This window comes from Halomonas alimentaria (assembly GCF_009902005.1).
Taxonomy (GTDB): domain Bacteria; phylum Pseudomonadota; class Gammaproteobacteria; order Pseudomonadales; family Halomonadaceae; genus Halomonas; species Halomonas alimentaria.
The window spans coordinates 2,779,439-2,800,704 of record NZ_WUTT01000001.1; the positions used below are offsets into that span (position 1 = coordinate 2,779,439).

Annotated in this window: 17 protein-coding genes and 1 riboswitch; of the genes, 6 read left to right on the forward strand and 11 right to left on the reverse strand. The window is 63.4% G+C overall.

The window, feature by feature from the left end:
- Nucleotides 1-89: 89 nt before the first annotated feature.
- The 3 genes from GRB96_RS13135 to GRB96_RS13145 form a co-directional block, all read right to left on the reverse strand.
- On the reverse strand, nucleotides 90-1,883 hold the full coding sequence (locus GRB96_RS13135; RefSeq protein ID WP_161432559.1) for an acyl-CoA dehydrogenase: 1,794 nt from the start codon (nucleotides 1,881-1,883) through the stop codon (nucleotides 90-92).
- A 99-nt stretch (nucleotides 1,884-1,982) separates the two neighbouring features.
- Nucleotides 1,983-3,404 carry an MFS transporter gene (locus GRB96_RS13140; protein ID WP_161432560.1) on the reverse strand — a complete coding sequence of 474 codons (1,422 nt, stop codon included), beginning with the start codon at nucleotides 3,402-3,404 and terminating at the stop codon, nucleotides 1,983-1,985.
- A 212-nt stretch (nucleotides 3,405-3,616) separates the two neighbouring features.
- On the reverse strand, nucleotides 3,617-4,261 hold the full coding sequence (locus GRB96_RS13145) for a class I SAM-dependent methyltransferase (protein ID WP_161432561.1): 645 nt from the start codon (nucleotides 4,259-4,261) through the stop codon (nucleotides 3,617-3,619).
- 55 nt (nucleotides 4,262-4,316) lie between these two features.
- On the opposite strand from GRB96_RS13145, the gene GRB96_RS13150 reads away from it, so the two are divergent.
- The 5 genes from GRB96_RS13150 (at nucleotide 4,317) to tenA (ending at nucleotide 10,081) form a co-directional block, all read left to right on the forward strand.
- Entirely contained in the window at nucleotides 4,317-4,715 is a 399-nt protein-coding gene (locus tag GRB96_RS13150) for a VOC family protein (RefSeq protein ID WP_161432562.1), read from the forward strand.
- An 84-nt stretch (nucleotides 4,716-4,799) separates the two neighbouring features.
- Nucleotides 4,800-5,177, forward strand: coding sequence for a DUF4870 family protein (locus GRB96_RS13155; protein ID WP_161432563.1), 378 nt, complete (start codon nucleotides 4,800-4,802; stop codon nucleotides 5,175-5,177).
- 4 nt (nucleotides 5,178-5,181) lie between these two features.
- Nucleotides 5,182-6,111: a lysophospholipid acyltransferase family protein gene (locus tag GRB96_RS13160; RefSeq protein ID WP_161432564.1), complete on the forward strand. Its 930-nt coding sequence runs from the start codon at nucleotides 5,182-5,184 to the stop codon at nucleotides 6,109-6,111.
- Between the two features lie 44 nt (nucleotides 6,112-6,155).
- On the forward strand, nucleotides 6,156-9,170 hold the full coding sequence (locus GRB96_RS13165) for a hypothetical protein (RefSeq protein WP_161432565.1): 3,015 nt from the start codon (nucleotides 6,156-6,158) through the stop codon (nucleotides 9,168-9,170).
- 42 nt (nucleotides 9,171-9,212) lie between these two features.
- A riboswitch (TPP riboswitch) is annotated at nucleotides 9,213-9,336 on the forward strand.
- Nucleotides 9,337-9,412: 76 nt separating this feature from the next.
- Nucleotides 9,413-10,081, forward strand: coding sequence for a thiaminase II (gene tenA / locus GRB96_RS13170; RefSeq protein ID WP_161432566.1), 669 nt, complete (start codon nucleotides 9,413-9,415; stop codon nucleotides 10,079-10,081).
- 135 nt (nucleotides 10,082-10,216) lie between these two features.
- On the opposite strand, the gene GRB96_RS13175 is transcribed toward tenA, so the two are convergent.
- The 6 genes from GRB96_RS13175 to GRB96_RS13200 form a co-directional block, all read right to left on the reverse strand.
- Nucleotides 10,217-11,254, reverse strand: a complete 1,038-nt coding sequence (locus GRB96_RS13175) for a YeiH family protein (RefSeq protein WP_240894167.1) — start codon at nucleotides 11,252-11,254, stop codon at nucleotides 10,217-10,219.
- 317 nt (nucleotides 11,255-11,571) lie between these two features.
- Nucleotides 11,572-13,014, reverse strand: coding sequence for an APC family permease (locus tag GRB96_RS13180; protein WP_161432567.1), 1,443 nt, complete (start codon nucleotides 13,012-13,014; stop codon nucleotides 11,572-11,574).
- Nucleotides 13,015-13,483: 469 nt separating this feature from the next.
- Complete coding sequence (locus tag GRB96_RS13185; protein ID WP_161432568.1) at nucleotides 13,484-13,972, reverse strand: universal stress protein; 489 nt, start codon at nucleotides 13,970-13,972, stop codon at nucleotides 13,484-13,486.
- Between the two features lie 57 nt (nucleotides 13,973-14,029).
- On the reverse strand, nucleotides 14,030-15,370 hold the full coding sequence (locus GRB96_RS13190) for a TRAP transporter large permease (protein ID WP_161432569.1): 1,341 nt from the start codon (nucleotides 15,368-15,370) through the stop codon (nucleotides 14,030-14,032).
- Nucleotides 15,371-15,372: 2 nt separating this feature from the next.
- Entirely contained in the window at nucleotides 15,373-15,933 is a 561-nt protein-coding gene (locus GRB96_RS13195) for a TRAP transporter small permease (RefSeq protein ID WP_161432570.1), read from the reverse strand.
- Between the two features lie 97 nt (nucleotides 15,934-16,030).
- Entirely contained in the window at nucleotides 16,031-17,044 is a 1,014-nt protein-coding gene (locus tag GRB96_RS13200) for a TRAP transporter substrate-binding protein (RefSeq protein WP_161432571.1), read from the reverse strand.
- 379 nt (nucleotides 17,045-17,423) lie between these two features.
- Here GRB96_RS13200 and pdxR point away from each other — a divergent pair, with 379 nt between their 5' ends.
- Nucleotides 17,424-18,896: a MocR-like pyridoxine biosynthesis transcription factor PdxR gene (gene pdxR / locus GRB96_RS13205; RefSeq protein ID WP_161432572.1), complete on the forward strand. Its 1,473-nt coding sequence runs from the start codon at nucleotides 17,424-17,426 to the stop codon at nucleotides 18,894-18,896.
- Nucleotides 18,897-18,965: 69 nt separating this feature from the next.
- Here pdxR and GRB96_RS13210 read toward each other — a convergent pair whose 3' ends face one another.
- On the reverse strand, nucleotides 18,966-20,408 hold the full coding sequence (locus GRB96_RS13210; protein ID WP_240894168.1) for an NAD(P)/FAD-dependent oxidoreductase: 1,443 nt from the start codon (nucleotides 20,406-20,408) through the stop codon (nucleotides 18,966-18,968).
- 46 nt (nucleotides 20,409-20,454) lie between these two features.
- Entirely contained in the window at nucleotides 20,455-20,838 is a 384-nt protein-coding gene (locus tag GRB96_RS13215; RefSeq protein ID WP_161432573.1) for a nuclear transport factor 2 family protein, read from the reverse strand.
- Between the last annotated feature and the right edge of the window lie 428 nt (nucleotides 20,839-21,266).

Consider the following 21,266-nt stretch of genomic DNA (forward strand, 5'->3'; position numbering starts at 1 on the left):
GGCTCCGTGATCTGGCGCTTGGCCATGGAAGAATTCGTGGACCGAAAGGAGGCCGCCGGCGCAGGGCCGGCGGCGAATCGAAGCGGGAATCAGTGGGGGTTGGCGTCGAAGGCTGCCAGGCTCGCCATGCCGGCCTCGATCACCGCACGCTGGGCGCGGCCCACCGGCAGCCACTGACGGATAGCATAGTCGGCACTCTGGCGCTTGGCCGAGTAGAACGGTTCCTCACTGCCGCTGGCCTGGGCGGCACTGGCCTTGAGGGCCGCCCGGCCCATCTGCCAGGCGCACAGCACGTGGCCGGCGAGATTCAGGAAGGGAGTCGCGTAGGCCTGGACGGCATCGGCGCCACTCTCGGGGTCGGCACCCGCCTCCAGCACCGCCGCCATGGCGGCACGCAGGTCGGCGGCACCCCCGGCCAGGCTCCTGCCGAGCTCGACGTGTTCGGCGCTCGCCTCGAGCTCCGCGGCGGTGGCTTCCACTTCGCCGATCAGGCCCTCGAGGGCCGCACCGCCGTCGCGCTGCAGTTTCCGCCCCGCCAGGTCCAGCGCCTGAATGCCGTTGGTGCCCTCGTAGATCGGCGCGATTCGCGCATCGCGCAGCAGCTGGGCGGCGCCGGTCTCCTCGATGAAGCCCATGCCGCCGTGGACCTGAACCCCCAGCGAGGCGATCTCCACCGCCTGGTCTGTGGAGAAGGCCTTGACCACCGGGATCAGCACGTCGACCCTCGCCTGGGCCGCCTTGCGCTCGCCTTCATCGGCGGCGTGGCGGGCCACGTCGAGTTGGGCGGCGCAGTAGAGGGCGAGCGCCCGCAGGGCATCGGTGCGAGCCCGCATGGAGAGCAGCATGCGGCGCACATCCAGGTGGTCGCTGATGGTGCAGTCGCTGCGACCGGAGCGCGGGCTGCGCCCCTGGGTACGGTCCAGGGCGTAGGCGAAGGCGTGCTGGCAGGCGCGCTCGGCCACGCCGATGCCCTGGATCCCCACCTTGTGGCGGGCCTCGTTCATCATGGTGAACATGTGGTTGAGGCCGCGCCCCTCCTCGCCCACCAGATAGCCGATGGCGCCGTCGTTCTCGCCGAAGGCGAGGGTACAGGTGGGCGAGCCGTGGATGCCCAGCTTGTGCTCGATGGAGGCGCAGGTGACGTCATTGCGGCTGCCCAGCGAGCCGTCCTCGTTGACCAGGAACTTGGGTACCAGGAACAGCGAGATGCCCTTGTTGCCCTCGGGGGCATCGGGCTTGCGCGCCAGCACCAGGTGGATGATGTTCTCGGCGGCGTCGTGCTCGCCCCAGGTGATGAAGATCTTCTGGCCGAAGAGCCGGTAGCTGCCATCCTCCTGGGGCACGGCGCGGGTGCGCACCTTGGAGAGGTCCGAGCCGGCCTGGGGCTCGGTGAGGTTCATGGTGCCGGTCCAGGTGCCCTCGACCAGCTTCGGCAGGTAGGTCGCCTGCTGCTCGTCGCTACCGTGGTGGGCCAGCGCCTCGATGGCACCGGCGGTCAGCATGGGGCACAGCCCCAGCGCCATGTTGGCGCCGTGGAGCATCTCCTGGACCGAGCTTGCCACCACCTCGGGCAGCCCCTGGCCACCCAGCGCCTCGGAGACGCCGATACCGTTCCAGCCCCCCTCGGCGTAGGCCTGATAGGCCTCGATAAAGCCGTCGGGTACGCTGACGCCACCATCGTCGCGCCGGGCGCACCCCTGGCGGTCGCCGCTGGCATTGAGCGGCGCCCACACCTCACCGGCAAGCCTCGCCGCCTCCTCCAGCACGGCCTCCACCAAATCGGGGCTGGCCTCCTCGAAGCCAGGCAGCGCGAGCGAGCCGTGCTCGAGGAGCTCCTCCAGCACGAAGCGGAGGTCACGGACGGGGGCAGCAAAGGGGATCATCGAGGCACCTCTCGGGAAAATGATAACAGCGATAGTAGATTCACTACTTTTCGTCGACCATTATCCCAAGGTCTTAACCGCTGCTGCGCCCCTCCCGCGTCAGGTGCGACCCACCGCGGGCTCGATGCCGGGCAGCTCCGCCTGGGCGGGCTCGTCACCTTCCACGCTTGGGGTGTCGTCGAAGTAGGCAACACGCGATTCATCGGCAGGCGGCGGGCCGACCAGCGGCTCGGCCACCTCCACCTCGGGCACCACGTCGGAGAGGTCCTCCATGTGCTCGTGCTCGATGGCCCCCTGCACCAGCTCCTCGGTTACCGCCAGCTCGGCACCGGCGGCCGACATCGGCGTGCTGGGCGAGAACGGCGCCACGGGAACCGGCGCCGGACGCACGCTGCGCCGCCAGCCGAAGAAGAGCACCAGGAAGACGCCCATGCCACCGAAGCTCCAGAACAGGCCAGCATCGCCCAGTACCGCCATCACCGGCGAGATCAGCGGCGGGCTGAGTGCCGAACCGATGGCGTTGATCAGCAGCAGGCCCTGGCTCATGCGCACCAGGGCGCCCGCCGGTGCGCGGTCGGCGGAATGGCCCACCGCCACCGGGTAGAGCGAGAAGACCCCGCCCCCCAGCAGGAACAGCAGCCCGGCCAGCGTCCAGGTCGTCATCGGCAGCCACAGCACGGCCGCGGAGATCAGGGTGCAGAAGGCCCCGATCAGGATCAGCACCAGCTGGCGGTCATGGCGATCGGACCAGCGCCCCACCGGGTACTGCAGCAGCAGCGCACCGAGCACCACCACCGCCATCATCTGGCCGATGCGATCCACCGGCAGACCGGTGCGCTGCAGGTAGAGCGGCAGCAGGGAGTAGACCGCTGCCACGGCGAGTCCCGAACCAAAACTGCCCATCACCCCGGTGGGGGTCAGGGTGATCAGGCGCAGCGGCGAGAGCGGTTCGGCCTTGTCGATCAACGGCGAGACCCGCGGGATCATCGCCATGGGCAGCACCGAGAGCGAGGCCAGCATGCCGATCACCATGAACGACGCCGCCCCGCCCATGGCCTCGGTGACACCCAGCAGCAGCTGGCCCAGCACCCCGGCGGCGTAGAGCGCGATCATGTAGAGCGCCAGCAGGCGGCCGCGGACCCCGGCATCGCCGGAGGCCAGCAGCCAGCTCTCGATCACCAGGTAGACTCCCACCGTGGCCCAGCCCCCGACCAGGCGCAGGGCGAACCAGGCCCAGGGGTGCTCCACCAGGCCCTGCAGCAGCACGGTGACCGCCACCAGCGAGGCGAAGCTGCCGTAGGCGCGGATATGACCGATGCGCAGCAGCAGCCGGTCGTTGAGCATGGCACCCAGCGCCAGGCCGATGAAGTAGGCCGAGGAGACCCAGCCGATCACCACCGCCGACTCGCCGGCGGCGTCCAGGCGCAGGGTGATCAGCGTGGCCAGGAAGCCGTTGCCGATACCGAGGATGAAGAGCCCCAGCAGGGGAGCGAGGGCCATGGCCAGCAGTTGCCGCGACATTGCATGCCTCACACGGGAAGGAGGTAGAAGAGAAGAGTGGCAGATGCGCCGCAAAGGCGCCTGGCAGGCGGCATCGAGACGCCCTCGCCCGCCATGCTGAGCGCGCGAATCATACGCCCGATCATCCGCCAGTCAATCGCTTTTCCGGAGCCGGGGACGATGCCAGCATTTTCTTCCGGCAACGGAGGGCATTTCGGCAATATCCTCCGCCATCAGCTCGGCCTCTTGTGCAGCAGCACCACGTCGGCGGCGGGAAACTCGATGCTCATCCCGAGTTCATCGGCCAACCAGCGGAAGGTCGCCTCGCCGAAGAAACTCACATGGGTGGGATCGAGAATATAGTGCCAGCGGGTGAAGGTGGCGTGGTCGGTGACCCGCTTGGTCATCAACCCGAGCCAGCCACCGGGACGCAGCAGGCTCGCCAGCCTCGCCAGCTCCTTGCCGGGCGCGAAGAGATGCTCGACCACCTCGGTGGCGGTGATGAAATCGTAGGACTGTTCGAGTACCGAGGCGTCGGGGGCATAGAAGGGGTCATAGATCGCCATGCGGTGACCGGCCTCCTCGAACATCACCGACAGCGTCGGCCCCGGCCCGGCGCCGAAGTCGAGCCCACGGGCACCGGGCTCGAGCCTGGCCTTAAGCGGTTCGAAGAGCCGCGACAGGAAGCGCCGGTAGCCGGGGTCGTCCGGTGAGTTCTCGTGCTGGTCGTAGACCGCCCGCTCCGCTTGGGGGTCGAGCCGGAAGGCCGGCGGCACGAAGACCAGCGTGCAGCGTCGGCAGCGGTGGTACTCGCGCCGCGCATCGCGGTGGTAGAACGCCGTATCGGCGGATGCGCATAGCGGGCAGGTCGGCATCATCGTATCCTCTGTGGCAGAGCCATTTACGCCTGAACAATCCTGCAAGGAGAGACGAATGCTGTCAGGTCTGGACCATCTGGTCATCACCGTGACCGACATTTCCCGCGCCGTGGACTTCTACTCCCGGGTGCTGGGGCTGGAGGTACGCTACCGCGATCGCGAACGTGTCGACCTGATCCTCGGCGACCTGGCCCTGCGCCTGCACTGGACCGCCACCGATATCGAGCCCCGGGCCGCCACGCCGACTCCCGGCAGCCTGGACCTCTGCCTGCGCAGCCTGCTGCCGCTGGATGAGGTGGCCCGCCACCTCGAGGCACTGGACGTGGAGATCGAGCTGGGGCCGGTACAGCGCCAGGGCGCCACCGGGGCCATCGAGTCCCTCTATCTGCGCGACCCGGACGGCAACCTGCTCGAGATCAGCCGACCGCTGCGCAGCGCACCCGACGCCGACTGAGACCTCCGACACTGGCATTGCCGCCCTCGCCGGGTATCATGGGCGGCCAGCTTTCCATACCGAACCAGGACGTTAGCCCACGCCATGAGCGACAACCTGCAGAACGACAATGTGGTCATCGAGAGTCCCGAGCCGGTCGACACGACGCTCCCCATGGTCATCTACGCCCTCTACCTGGCGAGCATCGTCACCGGGGGACTCACCGCCCTGGTTGGCGTGGTGATCGCCTATGTCTACCGCGGCAAGGGGCCGGAGTGGCTCGACCAGCACTATCGCTACCAGGTACGCACCTTCTGGATCGGCCTGCTCTACTTCTGCCTGTCCGGCGTGCTGATGTTCGTGCTGATCGGCTTCGTGCTGTGGCTGGTGGCCGTGGTGTGGCTGGTGATCCGCTGCGTCAAGGGCTTCAAGGGGCTGCAGGAGAAGCGTTCTCCCGAGAACGTGGACACCTGGCTGGTGTAACGGCATGGCCAAGGCTTCTTCCCGCACGAGCGCACTGCAGGCCCGCGCCATCGAGACCCTGTGGCGATCGCTGGCCGGTCGCCGGCTCGCCACCCTGTGGCGCCTGGCGCGCCTGATCGGTCCGCTGGTGCGGCGTTTCAGCCGCCGCGAGCGCGAGGTTACCGAGGCCAACCTGGCCCAGGTCTACCCGGAGCAGGGCGCTGCCGATCGTCGCCGCCTCACCGGCGAGAGCCTGACCCACTCCGCCGCCACCATGCTCGAGATCGGCTTCGCCTGGATGGGCGAGCCCGACCGGGTCGAGGCCTCGATCGTCGCCGTGCACGGCCGCGAACTGCTCGACGAGGCACGCGCCGAGGGGCGCGGGGTCATCGTGCTGGCCCCCCACTTCGGCAACTGGGAGGTGCTCAACTTCTGGCTCTCCAGCCACTTCCCCTTCACCGCCATGTACGAGCCGCCCAAGATCGCCGAACTCGACGCCGTGACCCGCGCCGGCCGCGAGCGCATGGGAGCGAGCCTGGTGCCCACCAACCCGCGTGGCGTGGCCGCCCTGCTCAAGGCGCTCAAGCGCAGCGAGGCGATCGGCATCCTGCCCGACCAGGAACCGAACTGGGGCAGCGGCGTCTTCGCCCCCTTCTTCGGCCGCCTCGCCTACACCGCCACCCTGCTGCCCAAACTCGTCGCCCGCACCGAGGCCCGGGTGGTCACCGGGGTCGCCAGGCGCCTCCCCGGCCGGGGCTTCGAGATCCACTTCCTGCCCGCCGACGAGCGCGTCTATCAAGCAGACGAGGTCGAGTCGGCCACCGGGGTCAACGCCTGCGTGGAGGCCGCCATCGCCCTGGATCCCGCCCAGTACCAGTGGGAGTACAAGCGCTACCGCAAGGTGATCCAGGAGCAGGAAGGAGATCCTCAGCACCGGCGCTTCCGGATTTACTAACGCTGCTACCGCGGCCTGTACCCGGGAGGAGCCATGTCACTACGATGTCACTACGACGTACGCCATCCATGACCCGCGCCAGGCCACTCAAGGCACTACTATGGCTCGGGTTGACGCTGGTTATGCTCTACGGCGCCTACCTGATCGCCGCCAACGTACTGCTCGCCAGTGCCTGGGCGCGCGCCCAGCTCGACCGTGAACCGCAACTGACAGTGGAGTGGCGGCATGCCTGGACGCTGGTTCCCGGCCGAGTCGAGGTCACCGGGCTACGCCTGTCCGGCAGCGCCGACGAGCGTGACGTGACCCTGGCCGCCGAGCGCGTCACCCTGCGCCTTGGGCTCGTCCCCCTGCTCAATCGAGAGATCTGGATTCGCGCCCTGGAAGCCGAGGGGGTCCGCCACGCCAGCCTCGACGACTACCGCCTGGAGGGCAGGGGCACGCTACGGCTGGCAGGCTTCCACTGGCACACCGGCGAAACAGGCGCCGAGAGCCTCACGCTGGAGCTGGAAGATGGCATCATCCGCCACGGCGACAGGGTACTGGCGCAAGCCGTGGCGCTGAGTGCCGAGCTTGGCCTGGCACCACTGACCCTGGCCGAGCATCCCGGCAGCGGGGCGACACGCTTTATATCCGGCACCCTGGCCCTGGCCGGGCGCAGCGACGCCTACGATGTCTTCAACCCCTACCTCTCCGCACTGGACTGGCTGGCGATCGGCGGCAGCGGCGACCTGACGGCGAAGATCACCATTGAGCGCGGCGAGGTGCTGCCGGGCAGTCGGCTGCGCCTGGACTCGTCTCGCCTGAGCGTGCGGATCGACGAGCGCCACTGGCTGGAAGGCGGATCCCGCTATCGGATCGAAGGCAGTGGGGCCATCGAGGCCGAGGTGGCACAACGGGCCCGCCTGACTCTCGAGCTCGACCAGGTGACGATGTCCGAGGCGATGACCGAGGCGATATCCGACACCACCTCACAACGGCCCGTGATCGGCGGTGATGGATTCCGCCTGACCCTGGATACCCCCGTGCTGCGCCTGGATGCGCCGCCGGACGAGCTGCAGCGCGCCGAACTGCAGTGGCGCAACGTCGAGGCGCATGATGTTGCCAGCTTCGATCACTACCTTCCCGCGCCGGTGCCGCTGACGCTGCTGGGGGGCTCGGCACGGCTTCAGGGTGGGCTTACCTATGCCGACGAACGCCTCACCGGCGAATTCGACCTGGCGGGCGACGCCATCTCGGCCCGCCTCGGCGAGCAGCCCCTGCGTGGTCGGCTAAGCTTGCACCTGCCCATCGTCGAGCTCGATCTCGAAGGTGGCGCCGTGGACATCTCCGGCACGCGCCTTCATCTCGAGGCCTCAGCCCCGGGCGAGGAGGCGCCACTCTCCACCCTTATCGAGCTACCTGTCGCCCGCTTCCGGTCGCCGCTGACCTGGCGACAACTCGATAACGGCACCCTGGCAGAGGCCGGGACCGAGCTTCCCACCCACGTCGAGATCGCGTGGCGTGACGCGCGCCTCCCCGACGTGGCGGTACTCGATGGCTATCTGCCATCGTCGTCTCCGCTGCGGCTGCACGGTGGCGAGGCCAGCAGCAACGGCCGACTCCTGATCGCCGGGGAGCATGCTCAAGGACGAATCACCCTGACCGGGGATGCCATCGACGGCCGCCTGCTTCAGGAGCGCTTCGATGGCGAGCTGGATCTGACCCTGGAGCTGCGCGACCTCCACCCCGCCAGCCAACGCCTGGACCTCTCCGGCAGTCGCCTGTCCGTCAAGGCGTCGACGCACGCTGCCGCCCCCCTGGTGACCCGGCTGGTGGTCCGCCAGGCAAGGCTCCAGGGCGGCTTCGACTGGCCCGGCAGCGATGCGCCGGCCAGGCCCCTTTCCGGCACGCTACGCCTGGACGGCCTGCTCGACCGCCTCGGCTTTATCAACGCCTTTCTGCCCGCGGAGCACGCATTGGCCATCCAGGGCGGTGGACGCCTCGGCGCCGACCTGCGCTTCGCCGGAGGCGATATCGTCGCCGGCAGCGAGCTCAGGCTTCACTCCGACAAACTGGCGGCTCGCTTTCTGCACTACGAGGCTATCGGTGACGGCTCGCTGATCCTTACCACCACTGATCCCGGAGCGGAGCTTCATCTGTCGCTACCTCGCTTCGGCCTGCGCCGCCAGGCGGATGCGGGTGCCCTGATCGAGGGACGGCTGCTGGAGATTCACAGCCAGGCACGTCATACCGATATCTCCCAGGGGCTGCGCGAGCTGAGCACGCGCATCGAGATCCCCTATCTGGTGGCGCCGGATCTGGCCGCCTTCAACGACTATCTGCCCTCGGGCAGCACCCTCGAGCTGCTCGCCGGCCAGACGCGCCTCGCCCTCCAGCTACAGCTCGAGGGCATGCGAGCCCGAGGCAGACTGGAGCTGCATGCACCGGACGCTCGACTCGCCGTGCATCAGCAGACCCTGGAGGGCGCCCTGCATCTGGATACCCAACTCACCGATGGCCATCTGGAGACTCTCGACTTCGACATCTCCGGCTCACGGCTCAGCCTGGACGGCGTGCGCCTGGCCGACGCCGCCGGCAATCTCAGCCGCGGCTGGTGGGCACGGCTCGCCCTGCCCGAGGGCCGCCTGCGCTGGGAGACGCCACTGACCCTCGACGCCCGGCTGGAACTGGCCATGCGCGACAGCGGCCTGCTGGTAAATCTGCTGATCGATGCCGCCCGTGAGCGACGCTGGCTGCGCAAACGTCTCACCCTCGGCGAGGTGCACGGCGAGACCCGCGTGCTCCTCGACGACAACAGCGTGCGGCTGGAGAACCTCGCCGTGCAGGGCGGCGAGCGTCTGGAGCTACTGGCCAACCTGGCCCTGCGCGATTCGCGGCTCGTCGGCCGTGCCTTCGCCCGCTACGGACCACTGCGACTGGGCATCGAGATCGACGACGGCAGGCGTCGCTGGCAGCTGCTCAATGCCCGGGCGTGGTACACCAGCGGCCAGCCAGCCAGCGAGCTGGTACTGCCCGAGAGCGAGACCTGGTTCGATCGGCTAAGCCTCGAGACCGACTGAGCCCTGCGACTGGAAAGCGCCCGGCGACCTGCTAGACTGGGCCTTCGCTTGACGGGGTGCCGGTGGTACCGGCTGAGATCGTCCCATGACAGTGAATGTCATCACGGCGAGGCCCGTTGAACCTGATCCGGCTAGTACCGGCGTAGGAATCAAGCGGTAGCCAGGCCACCTCTCTGCCCTGCCCTACCCTCCGCCTATGCCCTCTACCACCTGCCGGATTGCTTAGCTTGACTGGAGGCATGATGGGCTATCGATTCAGTGACCTTACGCAGGCCTGCCATGATGACTGGCGCGCCTATATCGAGCACGACTTCGTGCGTCAACTGGCCGCCGGCACCCTGGCGGACGAGGCGTTTCGTCACTATCTGAAGCAGGACTACCTGTTTCTGATCCACTTCGGGCGTGCCTATGCGCTGGCGACCTACAAGAGTCGCGACATCACCGAGCTGCGCCATAGTCTGGAAGGGCTGAAGACCATCATCGATGTCGAGCTCGGCCTGCATATCGACTACTGCCGCGAATGGGGCATCTCGGAGGCCGACCTGGCCGGTCTGCCGGAAGCCCGCGCCACCATGGCCTATACCCGCTATGTGCTGGATACCGGCAACCGCGGCGACCTTCTCGATATGCATGTGGCCCTGGCCCCCTGCCTGGTCGGCTATGGAGTCATCTCCCAGTGGCAGGCCGAGCAGCCCTTCACCATTCGCGGTGATGCCAACCCCTTCGAGAAGTGGCTGCAGATGTATGCAAGCGACGCGTTCCAGGCCGCCATGCGCGACGAGATCGCCTGGCTCGACGCCCGCCTGGCCGATATCACACCCGAGCGTTTCGAACAGCTGACCACCATCTTCCGCGACGCCACTCGTCTTGAGATCGACTTCTGGCAGATGGGGCTGGACCTCGCCGACTGACTCCTCCCTGAGCATGACGCCGTCTCATCCGGTGCCATGAAACGATCACGCCGGCCCAGGGGCCGGCGTGATCGTTGTTACTCATCCCGTAATGTATCGGGTAGTGCCCGTAGCCTTGCGACCGGGGGCAGCGAATTAAAGGCTTACCAGGCCTGTCTGGATAAATACCAGCACCAGCAGCAGCAGGAACAGTGTCTCGGCCACCATCAGGATCACCGGCTTCCAGCCCACCACGGCCAGCTTCTGGAAGGATGTCTTGATACCCAGGGCGGCGATGGCAGTGACCAGGCACCAGCGCGACATCTCGGTGAAGCCATCGACCACCACCGGAGGAATCCACCCGAGGCTGTTAACGATCACCAGGGCGACGAAGGCCACCAGGAAGCTCGGCAGCATCGGCACCTTTTGATCGCCCCCCTCTTCCTGACGCTCACGGCGAAATAGGAACATGAACACCATCACCGCCGGTACCAGCATGGCCACGCGCAGCAGCTTGACGAAGGTCGAGACATCGCCGGTATCCTGGGAAATCATGTAACCGGCACCCACCACCTGGGCCACATCATGGATGGTGCCACCGAGGAAGATCCCCGCTTCGGTATCACTGAGTCCCAATACCCCTACAATCAGCGGATAGGTGACCATCGCCAGGGTGGAGAGCGTGGTCACGCCGGCCACCGTCATGATGGTGTTGCGTTCATGGGTAGCGTTACGCGGCATCACCGCCGACAGTGCCAGCGCGGCCGAGGCCCCACAGATCGCCACCGAACCACCGGTGAGCAGCCCCATATCGCGATCGAGCCTCAGCAGGCGTGCCATGACCGCACCAAAGGCGATGGTGAAGGCCACCCCGCAGATGACGGTCAGCACCGGGCCGATCCCGAGCTCGGCGACTTCCTCGATGGTGATTCTCACCCCCAGCAACGCCACACCGAGGCGCAGGATAGTCCGCGCCGAGAACTCAACGCCGGCCAGGCAGCGCCCCTCCTCGGAGAGGAAGTGCAGGGTCATGCCGAACAGCAGGGCGTAAAGCAGGGTTGGACCACCATAGTGGTCGGCGATGAACGTCGTTGCCAAGGCGATGGTGATGCAGATCAGTACACCCGGCATTCTGTGCTGAAAGGCATCCATCAGACGCGACGGGGAAAACCTGGAGGCTTCGAGACTGGACATGACAGTGACTCCCACGGCGGGTCTGGGCCAGACCAGATTGCCGCCTTTGTCGACAGGGGGCGCCCAACAGGGCAAGCGTCCCGCTTATTATTGGAACCATCGGCTCGAGTCGGCCTGATATCGCGGCCGCACCGGCTAGGTATGGGGCTCGTGCGCGGACGGAATGCACATGGTGGCCCTCATGGCGCATGGTGCCTCGACCACCCCGTCAGAGTTAGCGCCAGTTGATGGGCATGCTTGAGACCAACCGTTGACTCGGACCACGCGATCACCCTGTAGCGATCGCAGGTCCCTCTCGGTCAGTCAGCCGCTGGATATCAGCCCTCTCCGGCCGCCAGGATCAGGCGGTCGAGCTTATGCTTGGGCATCTGGTGGATATGCAGGCGACGCGCGGCATAGAGGGCTGCTCCCAGCGCGCCCCAGGCCACCAGGGCAATCCAGGACGGCAGGCTCAAGGCACCCGGCGAGCCAGGAATCAGCAGCAGCGACAGGAAACACAGGCTGCTCAGGCCCCCCATCAGTGACAGCACCTTCTTGAAGGGCGAGACGCAGCCCTCATAATGCTGCCCAACGCAGGCTGGAGACCATTTGAAGCACTTGTAGGCCACCGCACAGCAGTAGAAGTAGGCGATCGCCACACCGGTGGCGGCCATATCGACGATCCACAGCAGCACCTCACGCCCGAACCAGGGGGCCAGCAGGCAGATCCCGCAGGTGAACAGAATGCCGGTGGAGGGAGTGCCGTGAACGGGGTGAAGCCGAGCAAACATCTCGGGCAGGAACTTCGCTCGCCCTTGAGCGAACAGCAGACGACTGGTGGAAATATAGAAGCCGTTGAGACCGGTGGCGACCCCCATCAGCAGCGCCACGGACAGAACCGCGAGACCCAGGTTGCCCAGCACGCCCTGCACCACCTCACCGGTACCCCAGACCGGAGAGCCAGCCACCAGCTCGGCCCAGGGCATGGCGATCGAAGTGGCGACGATCAGAACCGAGTAGTGCACAGCCGCCATCAGCAACGCGAGAACGATCAACAAGAATGCCTTCGCCGGAGAGAAGTCGAACTCCTCCGCCGCCTGGGGCACGCTGTCGAATCCCACATAGGCCCAGGGCGCAATCGCGACGATGGCGAAAATCGCCGACCAGGTGGCCTTCTCCGGCTGAAACAGCGGCACCATGTTGTCAAACGACGTGGTAGGCGAAACCAGCATCCCGGCAACCACCAGGAAGGCACCACCAACCAGCAGCATGCAGAAGATAAACTGACTCTTTCCAGAGAGACTTCCACCACGAATATTGATCCAGGCAAACAGCATCAATGCCAGGCTGGCGATGGCCACTTCTCCGAAATAGACCTCCCAGCCGGCAATGGTGTACATTTTTCCGAAGGTCGCAACCTCGGGCATCAGGAACTTCGCCAGCAGAGCCAGTGCGGAAGCATTCAATGCCACGATTGAGACATATCCTAGTGTCAGGAACCATCCACAGAAGAAGGCATGCCGGCGTCCAAACCCCAGGTAGGCGTAGGAGAAGCCTCCACCTGCCACGGGAAAGATTTTTATCAGAAATCCATAGCTTACGCCGATAATAATCATCAGCAAGGCGCCGATTGCCAGCCCGATGATGGCCCCCATTGGGCCTGCCGTGGCGATCCAGTCGGCGGGCAGTACAAAGCTTCCCCACCCGACGGCGGAACCGAATGCAATGGCCCATACCCAATGCGGTTTCAGACACTTCTTTAGCTGACTGGTTTGTTCCATTAAATTTCTCCTTCGTTCCAAAGATGCAACGATATTGTCAGAAAAACTATTTTTTCCGGCATCCTATGGAAGTCTTTAGGTTACGTTTTTTTCTTGTCCCACCTTGGGCTTCTTGCGAAGCCTGGAACCAGCGAGAAAGCATAAGGCCCTTGGAAGAAGCGGCTCTCATTGCTTTAAATAGCCACAAGCAATATGGCTAAAGGGGTTTTGCCAACCTCATATCAACACTCGATATTAGGACGTCACCCAAAGAGCCGATAGGTCCAGAAATGACTTCCACATCGGACCACCTAGACCAACATCCAATTGACGTTACCTTTTACCACATAACAAAATTCAAAATTTAACACTGAAAATAAAAAAAACGCCACCCCCTTTCGGAAGGTGACGCCTGAAAATTCCAGCACATGATTTACTTGAGCTGATCTATCTTCCTATACCATCAACCAACGACTAATACATTTGCGCTTCAAGAACTCTTGGGCACCACCACTACCGGGATTTTGGATCTCTTGATCACACCCTTGGTTACCTTGCCTGCGTAGCTGGCAGAAAAGCTCCGCTTGTTGGCAGCCACCACGATCATGTCAAACTTTCCCCGGCTGGCGAAATGGGAAATCACCGACGATGGATAGCCCTCCAGCACGGTGCAGCTTATCTTCCGGTCGCCAAAGACCTCATGCAGTTGCGAGTGGCGTTGCCAGAAGGCGTCGAGCTTCGCTTCCAGCTCCACTCTAGCCTGCTCGATGCGCTGCTCCATTAACGTATTCAGTACGTCACGATCACGTATGTTGACCTTCAGTGTGTTCGCCATTTCATCGGGAAGCGCCTTGACCGCATGCAGAACATGCAGCTCGGCCTGCGTGGCCAGTGCCAGGGAGACTGCCCGGTGCAACACGTAGTCGCTATCGGCACGTAGGCCCACGCAGCACAGGATGCGTTCGATACCATGACTCATGTTTCCTCCTCGACCGCCACCGGCATCATGGCCTGGTGGCGGTTCATCGTGGGCCGATCAGTAGCCCAGCAGGCTGGGTAACCACAGCGAGATCTGCGGGAAATAGGCGATGATAAAGAGTGCCACGATCGAAGCACCGGCAAAAGGCAGTGCCTTGAGCGAGATCTCCTCGATCGATGCTCCTCCAATGCCCGAAGCGACGAACAGGTTCTCACCCAGTGGCGGCGTCTGGAAGCCGATCGCCAGGGCGCAGACCACCACGATCCCCACATGCACCGGGTCCATCCCCAGCATGTACATGATGGGCAGCAGCACCGGCGTCAGAATCATGATTGCCGCCAGAGTCTCCATGAACATACCCACAAACAGCAGGAAGAAGATCACCATGCCCCAGATCAGGTAGATGTTGTCGGTGAAGCTCAACATCCCCTCGGCAATATAGGCCGGAACGCGCTGCTCCACCAACAGGCGCCCAAAGACCGTGGCCGTGAACAGTATCAGCAGCACGCGCCCGGTGATCCAGGTGGTGGTCTCTAGCGTTCGCATGGCAGGCTTCCAGGCAAGCTCCTTGTGCAGGAAGATACCGACGATCAAGGTATAGACGATAGCCACGACAGCGGACTCGGTAGGCGTGAATAGGCCGCTATAGATGCCTCCCAGAATGATGATGGGCGCCAGCATCGACCAGATACCCTTGCGCAGGGTCCCGCGGATCTGCGGCCACGACCAGTGATCGGTCAAGCCACGGTAGCCGCGCTTGCGTGAAATAATGTAGTTGATGCTCAAGAGACAGCTGGCGATCACCACGCCCGGCAGGATCCCGGCAATAAACAGCTTGGGAATGGATAGTGTCTGAAAGGCGCCATGCTCGGCGACGGCTTCCGCCGGTGGTTGCAGCCCCATACCCGATATGCCGAAGATCACCATGGGAATCGACGGTGGTATCACAACACCCAAGCCACCCGAGGAGGCGGTGATGGCCGAGCCATAGCCTCGATCATAGCCACGGTTGGCCATGGCCGGAATCATCAACATGCCCACCGCCGCGGTAGTGGCGGGGCCGGAGCCGGAGATCGCACCGAAGAACATGCAGGCGAACACCGTAGCCGCTGCCAGTCCACCGGTCACCGGCCCGGCGAAGGCCTCGGCGATATCCACCAGCCGCTTTGAGATACCCGCCGCTTCCATCAGTGCACCGGCAAGAATGAATGCCGGCAATGCCATCAGCGGAAAGGAGCCCACCGAGGTGAAGGCGATCTGCACGAACGCCATGGGGTTTTCCCCCAGGCTTAGGTAGGTCGCCAGCGCCGCCACACCCAGGGAGACAGTGATCGGGGCTCCGAGAACCAGCAGCAGGAAGAAGACCCCAAACAGGACGTAAATAATCGTCGTATCCATGCCTATTTCTCCCGACCTTTCGGCGTATCTTGCTCTTCATCGCCGGTATTCTTGAGTTTTTCGACTTCCTGGGATTCGGGGTCGACGATATCCACCTTCTTGACGAACCTTAGATAGTTATTCTGAAGGATACGGATCGTCATGGCAGTAAAGGCAATCGGAAGAATAAGATAAAAATACTTCATCGGAACGCCCAGTGTCTGGGATTTCCAGAACAGGTTCATCTTGCTGAAGACAAAGTCATAACTCATATAGATAAATACGGCATTGAAGCCAATCCAGATCAGGTCGGTTAGAAGACCACAAACTTTCTCCACCCACCGAGGAAGAAACTTGAACTGGAACGTCACTCGGTTATGTGCCGACATCTTGGTGGCATACACCGCCCCGAGATAGGCAAACCAGACGAAGGCATATGTCGCCAGCTCATCGCCCCATGGCAACGAGTAGCTGAACATGTTGCGCAGCAGGATCTGTGCGAAAAGCAGCGCTACGAAGGTAACCAGGAGAAACTGGCAGAGATAGTTCTCCAGATTATCGATTAGCTTGAAGAAGTGTTTCATTAAGCCGACCCCTGAGGCGAGAACCTTCTAGGAACAGCCCTACCCCGGCCAACGACCGGAGCAGGGGGCGTTTCACGCCATCATGACAAAACCGGGATCACTGCTCCGGAGCGGGCTCACGACCCAGCGTGGCGAGAACCTCGTCCAGCTTTTCCTTGCCGCCAATGCTGTCGTAGAAGTCCGGCCAGATGCCGGTGGCAAGCTCGATCCACTTCTGCTCGTCGTTGGCAGGCTCGACGATCTCCATGCCATGCTCTTCCACCAGGCGCTGCTTGATGGCTTCCTCGCTTTCCAGCAGGTAGCTGTAACTGTGTTCGGTGGCTTCCTGGCCAGCCTCAAGCACGGCTGCTTGAAGCTCCGGACTCAGGCTCTGGAACTGCCCCTCGCCGATGATCAGCGGCTCCAGCGAGAAGACATAACAGCTGTCGGTCACATAGTCCTGAACCTCATAGAACTTCATGGCATCGATGGTGATGTAGGGGTTATCCTGGCCATCGACAACGCCCTGCTGCAGGGCGGTGAAGGTTTCCGACCACGCCAGCGGGTTGGGGTTGACGCCCCAGGACTGGTAGGCAGAAATCATGATCTCGTTCTTGGGTACTCGAATAACCAGGCCGTCGAGATCGCCGGGCTCCGCCACCGGACGCGCGGAGTTGGTCAAACGGCGGCAGCCGGAATAAGCCCAGCCGAGAAGACGCACACCTGCATCTCGAATGGTGTTCTCGGCCAGCTCCTCACCGATCTCCCCCTGGGTCAGCAGCTTGGCATCTTCGGCGCCCTGGATGACATAGGGCAGTGTCAGCACCCCCACAGTCGGCGAGAACGGGGTGATATTATTGATGGCGACAATGGAGAGGTCCACCAAACCCATGCTGGCATTGTTGACGGTGTCCTGTTCGCTACCGAGCTGACCATTGGGAAAAAGGTCCACGGTGACGTCGCCACCGGTCTTCTCCTCGATCAGCTCGGCAAAGGTCTTGCCAAGCTCATACTGGGTACCGCCGGCGGCGTCACCGATTGCCATTTTCCAGGTCTCGGCCAGCACGTTACCACTCAGCGCAAGGCTCACCGCGGATACCGCCATGGGAAGGACAATCTTCTGAATACGCATAGGAACTCCAAGGGTTGTTGTTGTCGTTGACGACAGGTAAATGGCAAATGAGCACCAATAGTGATCATCGAAGAGTGGCTCTGCCGGATCGTCGACACACGGGGAGTCATGCCAAGTTGGTGTCGCGTCCCTTCAGGCCCTACTCTCCTCCATTTCCTTGCATGGAACAGGAGTTATTACCTTTCCATACTTCGGTTTCTACGCACTTGCCAGATCACCGACTAGTACCAGTCCGGCATTACCCTTTGGTCCAGCTGTAACAAATGGATTTATAAAGGAAAATGACCAAGTACAATGGACAGCACCACCAACGCGAACTGCCATCGAGTCATGGCAGCACAGCCCACTCCACCGTTGGCAAGATGAGGACTGCGCACCCATGAGCGAGCTACTTTTCCATCTCGATCCCAGTCTGCCTGATAGCCTGCAGCGCCAGCTCAGGGAACAGATCGCTCGCGCCATCCTCAACGGTCACCTGCCGCTGGAGCAGGCCCTCCCCTCGAGCCGCAAGCTGGCCAGGGACCTGAACGTGGCCCGCAATACCGTGATGCTGGCCTATGAACAGTTGCTGGACGACGGCTATCTGATCGCCAGGGAGCGCAGCGGCTACTTCGTCAACCCCGAGATCCTAAAGGGCCATGCCGAAAAGCCGGTACGGCTCAATGATATCGAAGCGGACCGGCTGCCCTGGGAGGAGCTCCTGACCATGCATCCATCCCGGCAGAAGACCATCAACAAGCCCAATGACTGGCCCAACTACGATTACCCATTCCTGTACGGCCAGATCGACCCTGAGCTGTTCCCCACCCAGCGCTGGCGCGAATGTAGCCGCGATTCGATGAGCGTACCGGCCATCCGCAGCTGGGCCGTGGATCACCTCAACAACGATGACCCGATGCTGATCGAGCAAATCCACCAGCGCCTGCTCCCACGCCGCGGGGTCTGGGCCAAACCCGAGGAAATCCTGGTTACGGTGGGTGCCCAACAGGCGCTGTGGATCACCTGCATGCTGATGCTCAAGGCCGGGCGGCGATTCGGCATGGAAAACCCGGGCTACGTCGATGTTTACAACACCGCCCGTACCTTTACGGACGATATTCTGCTGCTACCGGTCGATGAGCAGGGGATGCGACTGGACGCCGATATCGCAAGTTGCGAGCTCGTCTATGCCACGCCCAGCCATCAATCACCCACCACGGTCACCATGCCTCTGGAGCGTCGGCGACAACTGCTGGACATGGCCGAGATCCATAACTTCCTGATCATCGAAGACGACTACGAGAGTGAAACCAATTATCTGGATACCCCCACGCCGGCACTCAAGAGCCTGGATCGTCACAAGCGGGTCATCTATGTAGGCAGTCTCTCCAAGACCCTGGCACCCGGGCTACGTCTGGGCTATATGGTCGGCCATCCTACCTTGATTCGCGAAGCTCGCGCGCTGAGACGCTTGATGCTGCGGCATCCGCCGACCAACAACCAGCGTGCCGTGGCGCTGTTTCTCGACCGCGGCTATCACGATGCCCTGCTGCGCCAGATGCATCAGGCCTATCACAGACGCTGGCAGCTGATGAGAGATGCCCTTGCCCATCACATGCCTCACGCAGCGCTGCCTTCCACCTACGGTGGCTCCTGCTTCTGGATCAAGGGGCCTGAGGGCCTCGATTGCCAAAAGCTTAGGCGCCTGGCCGCCGAACAGAGCATTCTGATCGAGTGTGGCGACATCCACTTCTTCGACTCCCCACGTCGAGAGTACTTCCGACTCGGCTTTTCGGCGATTGCCGATGATCGTATCGAGGAGGGAATCGCACGCCTGGCGGCACTGATTCCATATGCAACTTCATCTGCGTGAGACCACACCAGAAGGCCGCCCTGGTGGGGCGGCCTCAAGCGAGCGAGAAGTGCGGCGGGACGACTGCTATCAGATCACCTCGTCCTTGAGGTGATACCAGCGGTACAGGAACCGCTGGCCAAAGCGCCGAAACGGTGCGAAGGCCTGGGCCTCGACCATCTCACGCAGGTTGGGAAACGGCAGCCTGGAGGTGAAGATCGGCAGTTCCAGCTCCTGGCCGTGACCGGCGATCCACTGCGCCAGGCGCCGGCCGGCCTGGGCGGAGTACATCACGCCGTTGCCCCCGTAGCCCAGGGCGTAGTAGACCGTCTCCCTGGCATCGGGCTGATGGATGCGCGGCATCATGTCGTGGCTGACATCCACCCAGCCCCACCAGGAGTAGTCGAGCTCGATGCCCTGGAGCGCCGGGAACTTGCGGTGCATGTCACCGACCAGCATATCCTCGTACTTCTGCTGCGGCGCATCGCGGCCGGTGATCGCGCTGCGGCTGCCGATCTGCAGGCGGTTGTCCGGCAACAGACGGTAGTAGTGACGCAGGATTCGGGTGTCGGTGATGATCTGGTGGGTGCGGAAATTGCACGCCGCCAGTTCCTCGTCGGTCAGCGGCCGGGTGACGATGGAGTTGGAGAGGATCGGCAACAGGCGATTCTTGAGCTCGCGATGCAGGCTCTGGGAGGTGTAACCGCCGGTGGCGATACCCACGGCCCGCGCCTTCACGACACCGCCCGGGGTCTGCAGATAGTGCACGCCGTTACGCGTCTCGAAGCCCTGCACGGGACTTGCCGGATGGATCTTCACGCCGAGCGCCCGGGCCTTGCGGTGATAGCCGAAGGCCAGCTTGCCGGCGTGGATACCGATCCCTTCCGGCTCGTGCATGGCGCCGGCCGCCTCCTTGTCGTCCAGCCACTCGCGCTTGACCGTGTCGGCGTCCAGGATCTGGGCATCGTAGTCGAAGGTCTCGCGCAGCAGCTTCGCTTCCTTCTCGAGGGTCGGCATCACCTTGTCCCGATGGGCCAGATAGAGATGGCCCCCCGGCTGCGGCTCGCAGTCGATGTCCTTGATCAGCTCCTTGAATGTCGCCATGCCATCGAGGCATTCACGATGCAGCTTGAGTGCCGTGTCCAGGCCGTAGCGCTGAATCCACTGGGAGCGCTTGAGTCGACCGGAAGCACACTGGGCCTGGCCGCCGTTGCGGGTCGAGCAGCCCCAGCTGGTGCGATTGGCTTCGAGTACGGTGGCCTTGATGCCGTACTCCTGAGCCAGGAAGATCGCCGCCGTGAGCCCCGTGAAGCCGGAACCGATGATGACCACATCGGCATCCGTATCCTGGGTGATGGGCCCATCATCGGCCGGCGGCTCGCCGGCGGTGCCGACCCAGTAGGTCGGCGCATAGTCACGACCCGCCCCCGGGGTGGCACTCTTCAGGGGGTCATAGGCCGGATCATATGGCTGGGAGGGTGAGGTCTTGGTCGCCTCGTTCTCCACCCCGCTTCTTGGCATTGTTGTCTCCATGATCGGACTCCTGGCAGTCTGGATGCTGTGCTCGAACCCGAAGCAATCAGGCGTTGACGGGCGGACGGTTCTTGCGGAAGGCGTTCTTCACGGCGATCTTGCCGTCGCGGAAGGTAAAGGCGTCGATCATGCGCGCCTCGGAGCGCACACCGTCGGTGGTGGTACCCTTGTAGGTCGACTCGGTGAAGCCCTTGTCACCGACGACATGATGCTCGGCATCGACCCAGCTGGCATCGGGGGCACTCTTCCAGGCGTTCTCGAGACCCTGGCGCACCTCCTCCTGGCCGACAAAGCTCTTGCCAAGCAGGTCGGGACCGCCGACAGCGTGGAAGACGCAGTCATCGGTCATCATCGACATGATCGCATCGATGTCGTGATTGTTGAGAGCATCGCTAAAGGCCTGAAGAAACTCGGTGGTCGGCTGACTCATGATGGACTCCTGGTGAGTTGTCGTTATCGGTACTGCCCTGCAGGGCAGCTGGCTGATCGTGGCGACACCTGGGCCGCGTACACCCCAAGACTACTGACAAAGCCCCCAGGGCATTAGCGCCAGATACATGCCAGCTGTTGGGCCAGAGAAACCAACATAAAAAAACCCCGACCCAACGGCGAAAGAGGCCGTTGAGCCGGGGCTTCGAGTCCCCCGGCGATGCCGGGGAATGCCCTTACATTAGAGCTTCAGGATCAGACGTAGTCCTGATACTTCTCGAGCATGCGCACCGGCTTCTTCAGGGCGTCACGGCGGAAGGGGTCGCCCAGCTCGCGGGTGCACATGACCTCGATGACGCAGGTCTTGCCTTCGTTCATCTGCATGTCCACCGCCTTCTTCAGCGCCGGCCCCACGTCTTCCAGACGGTC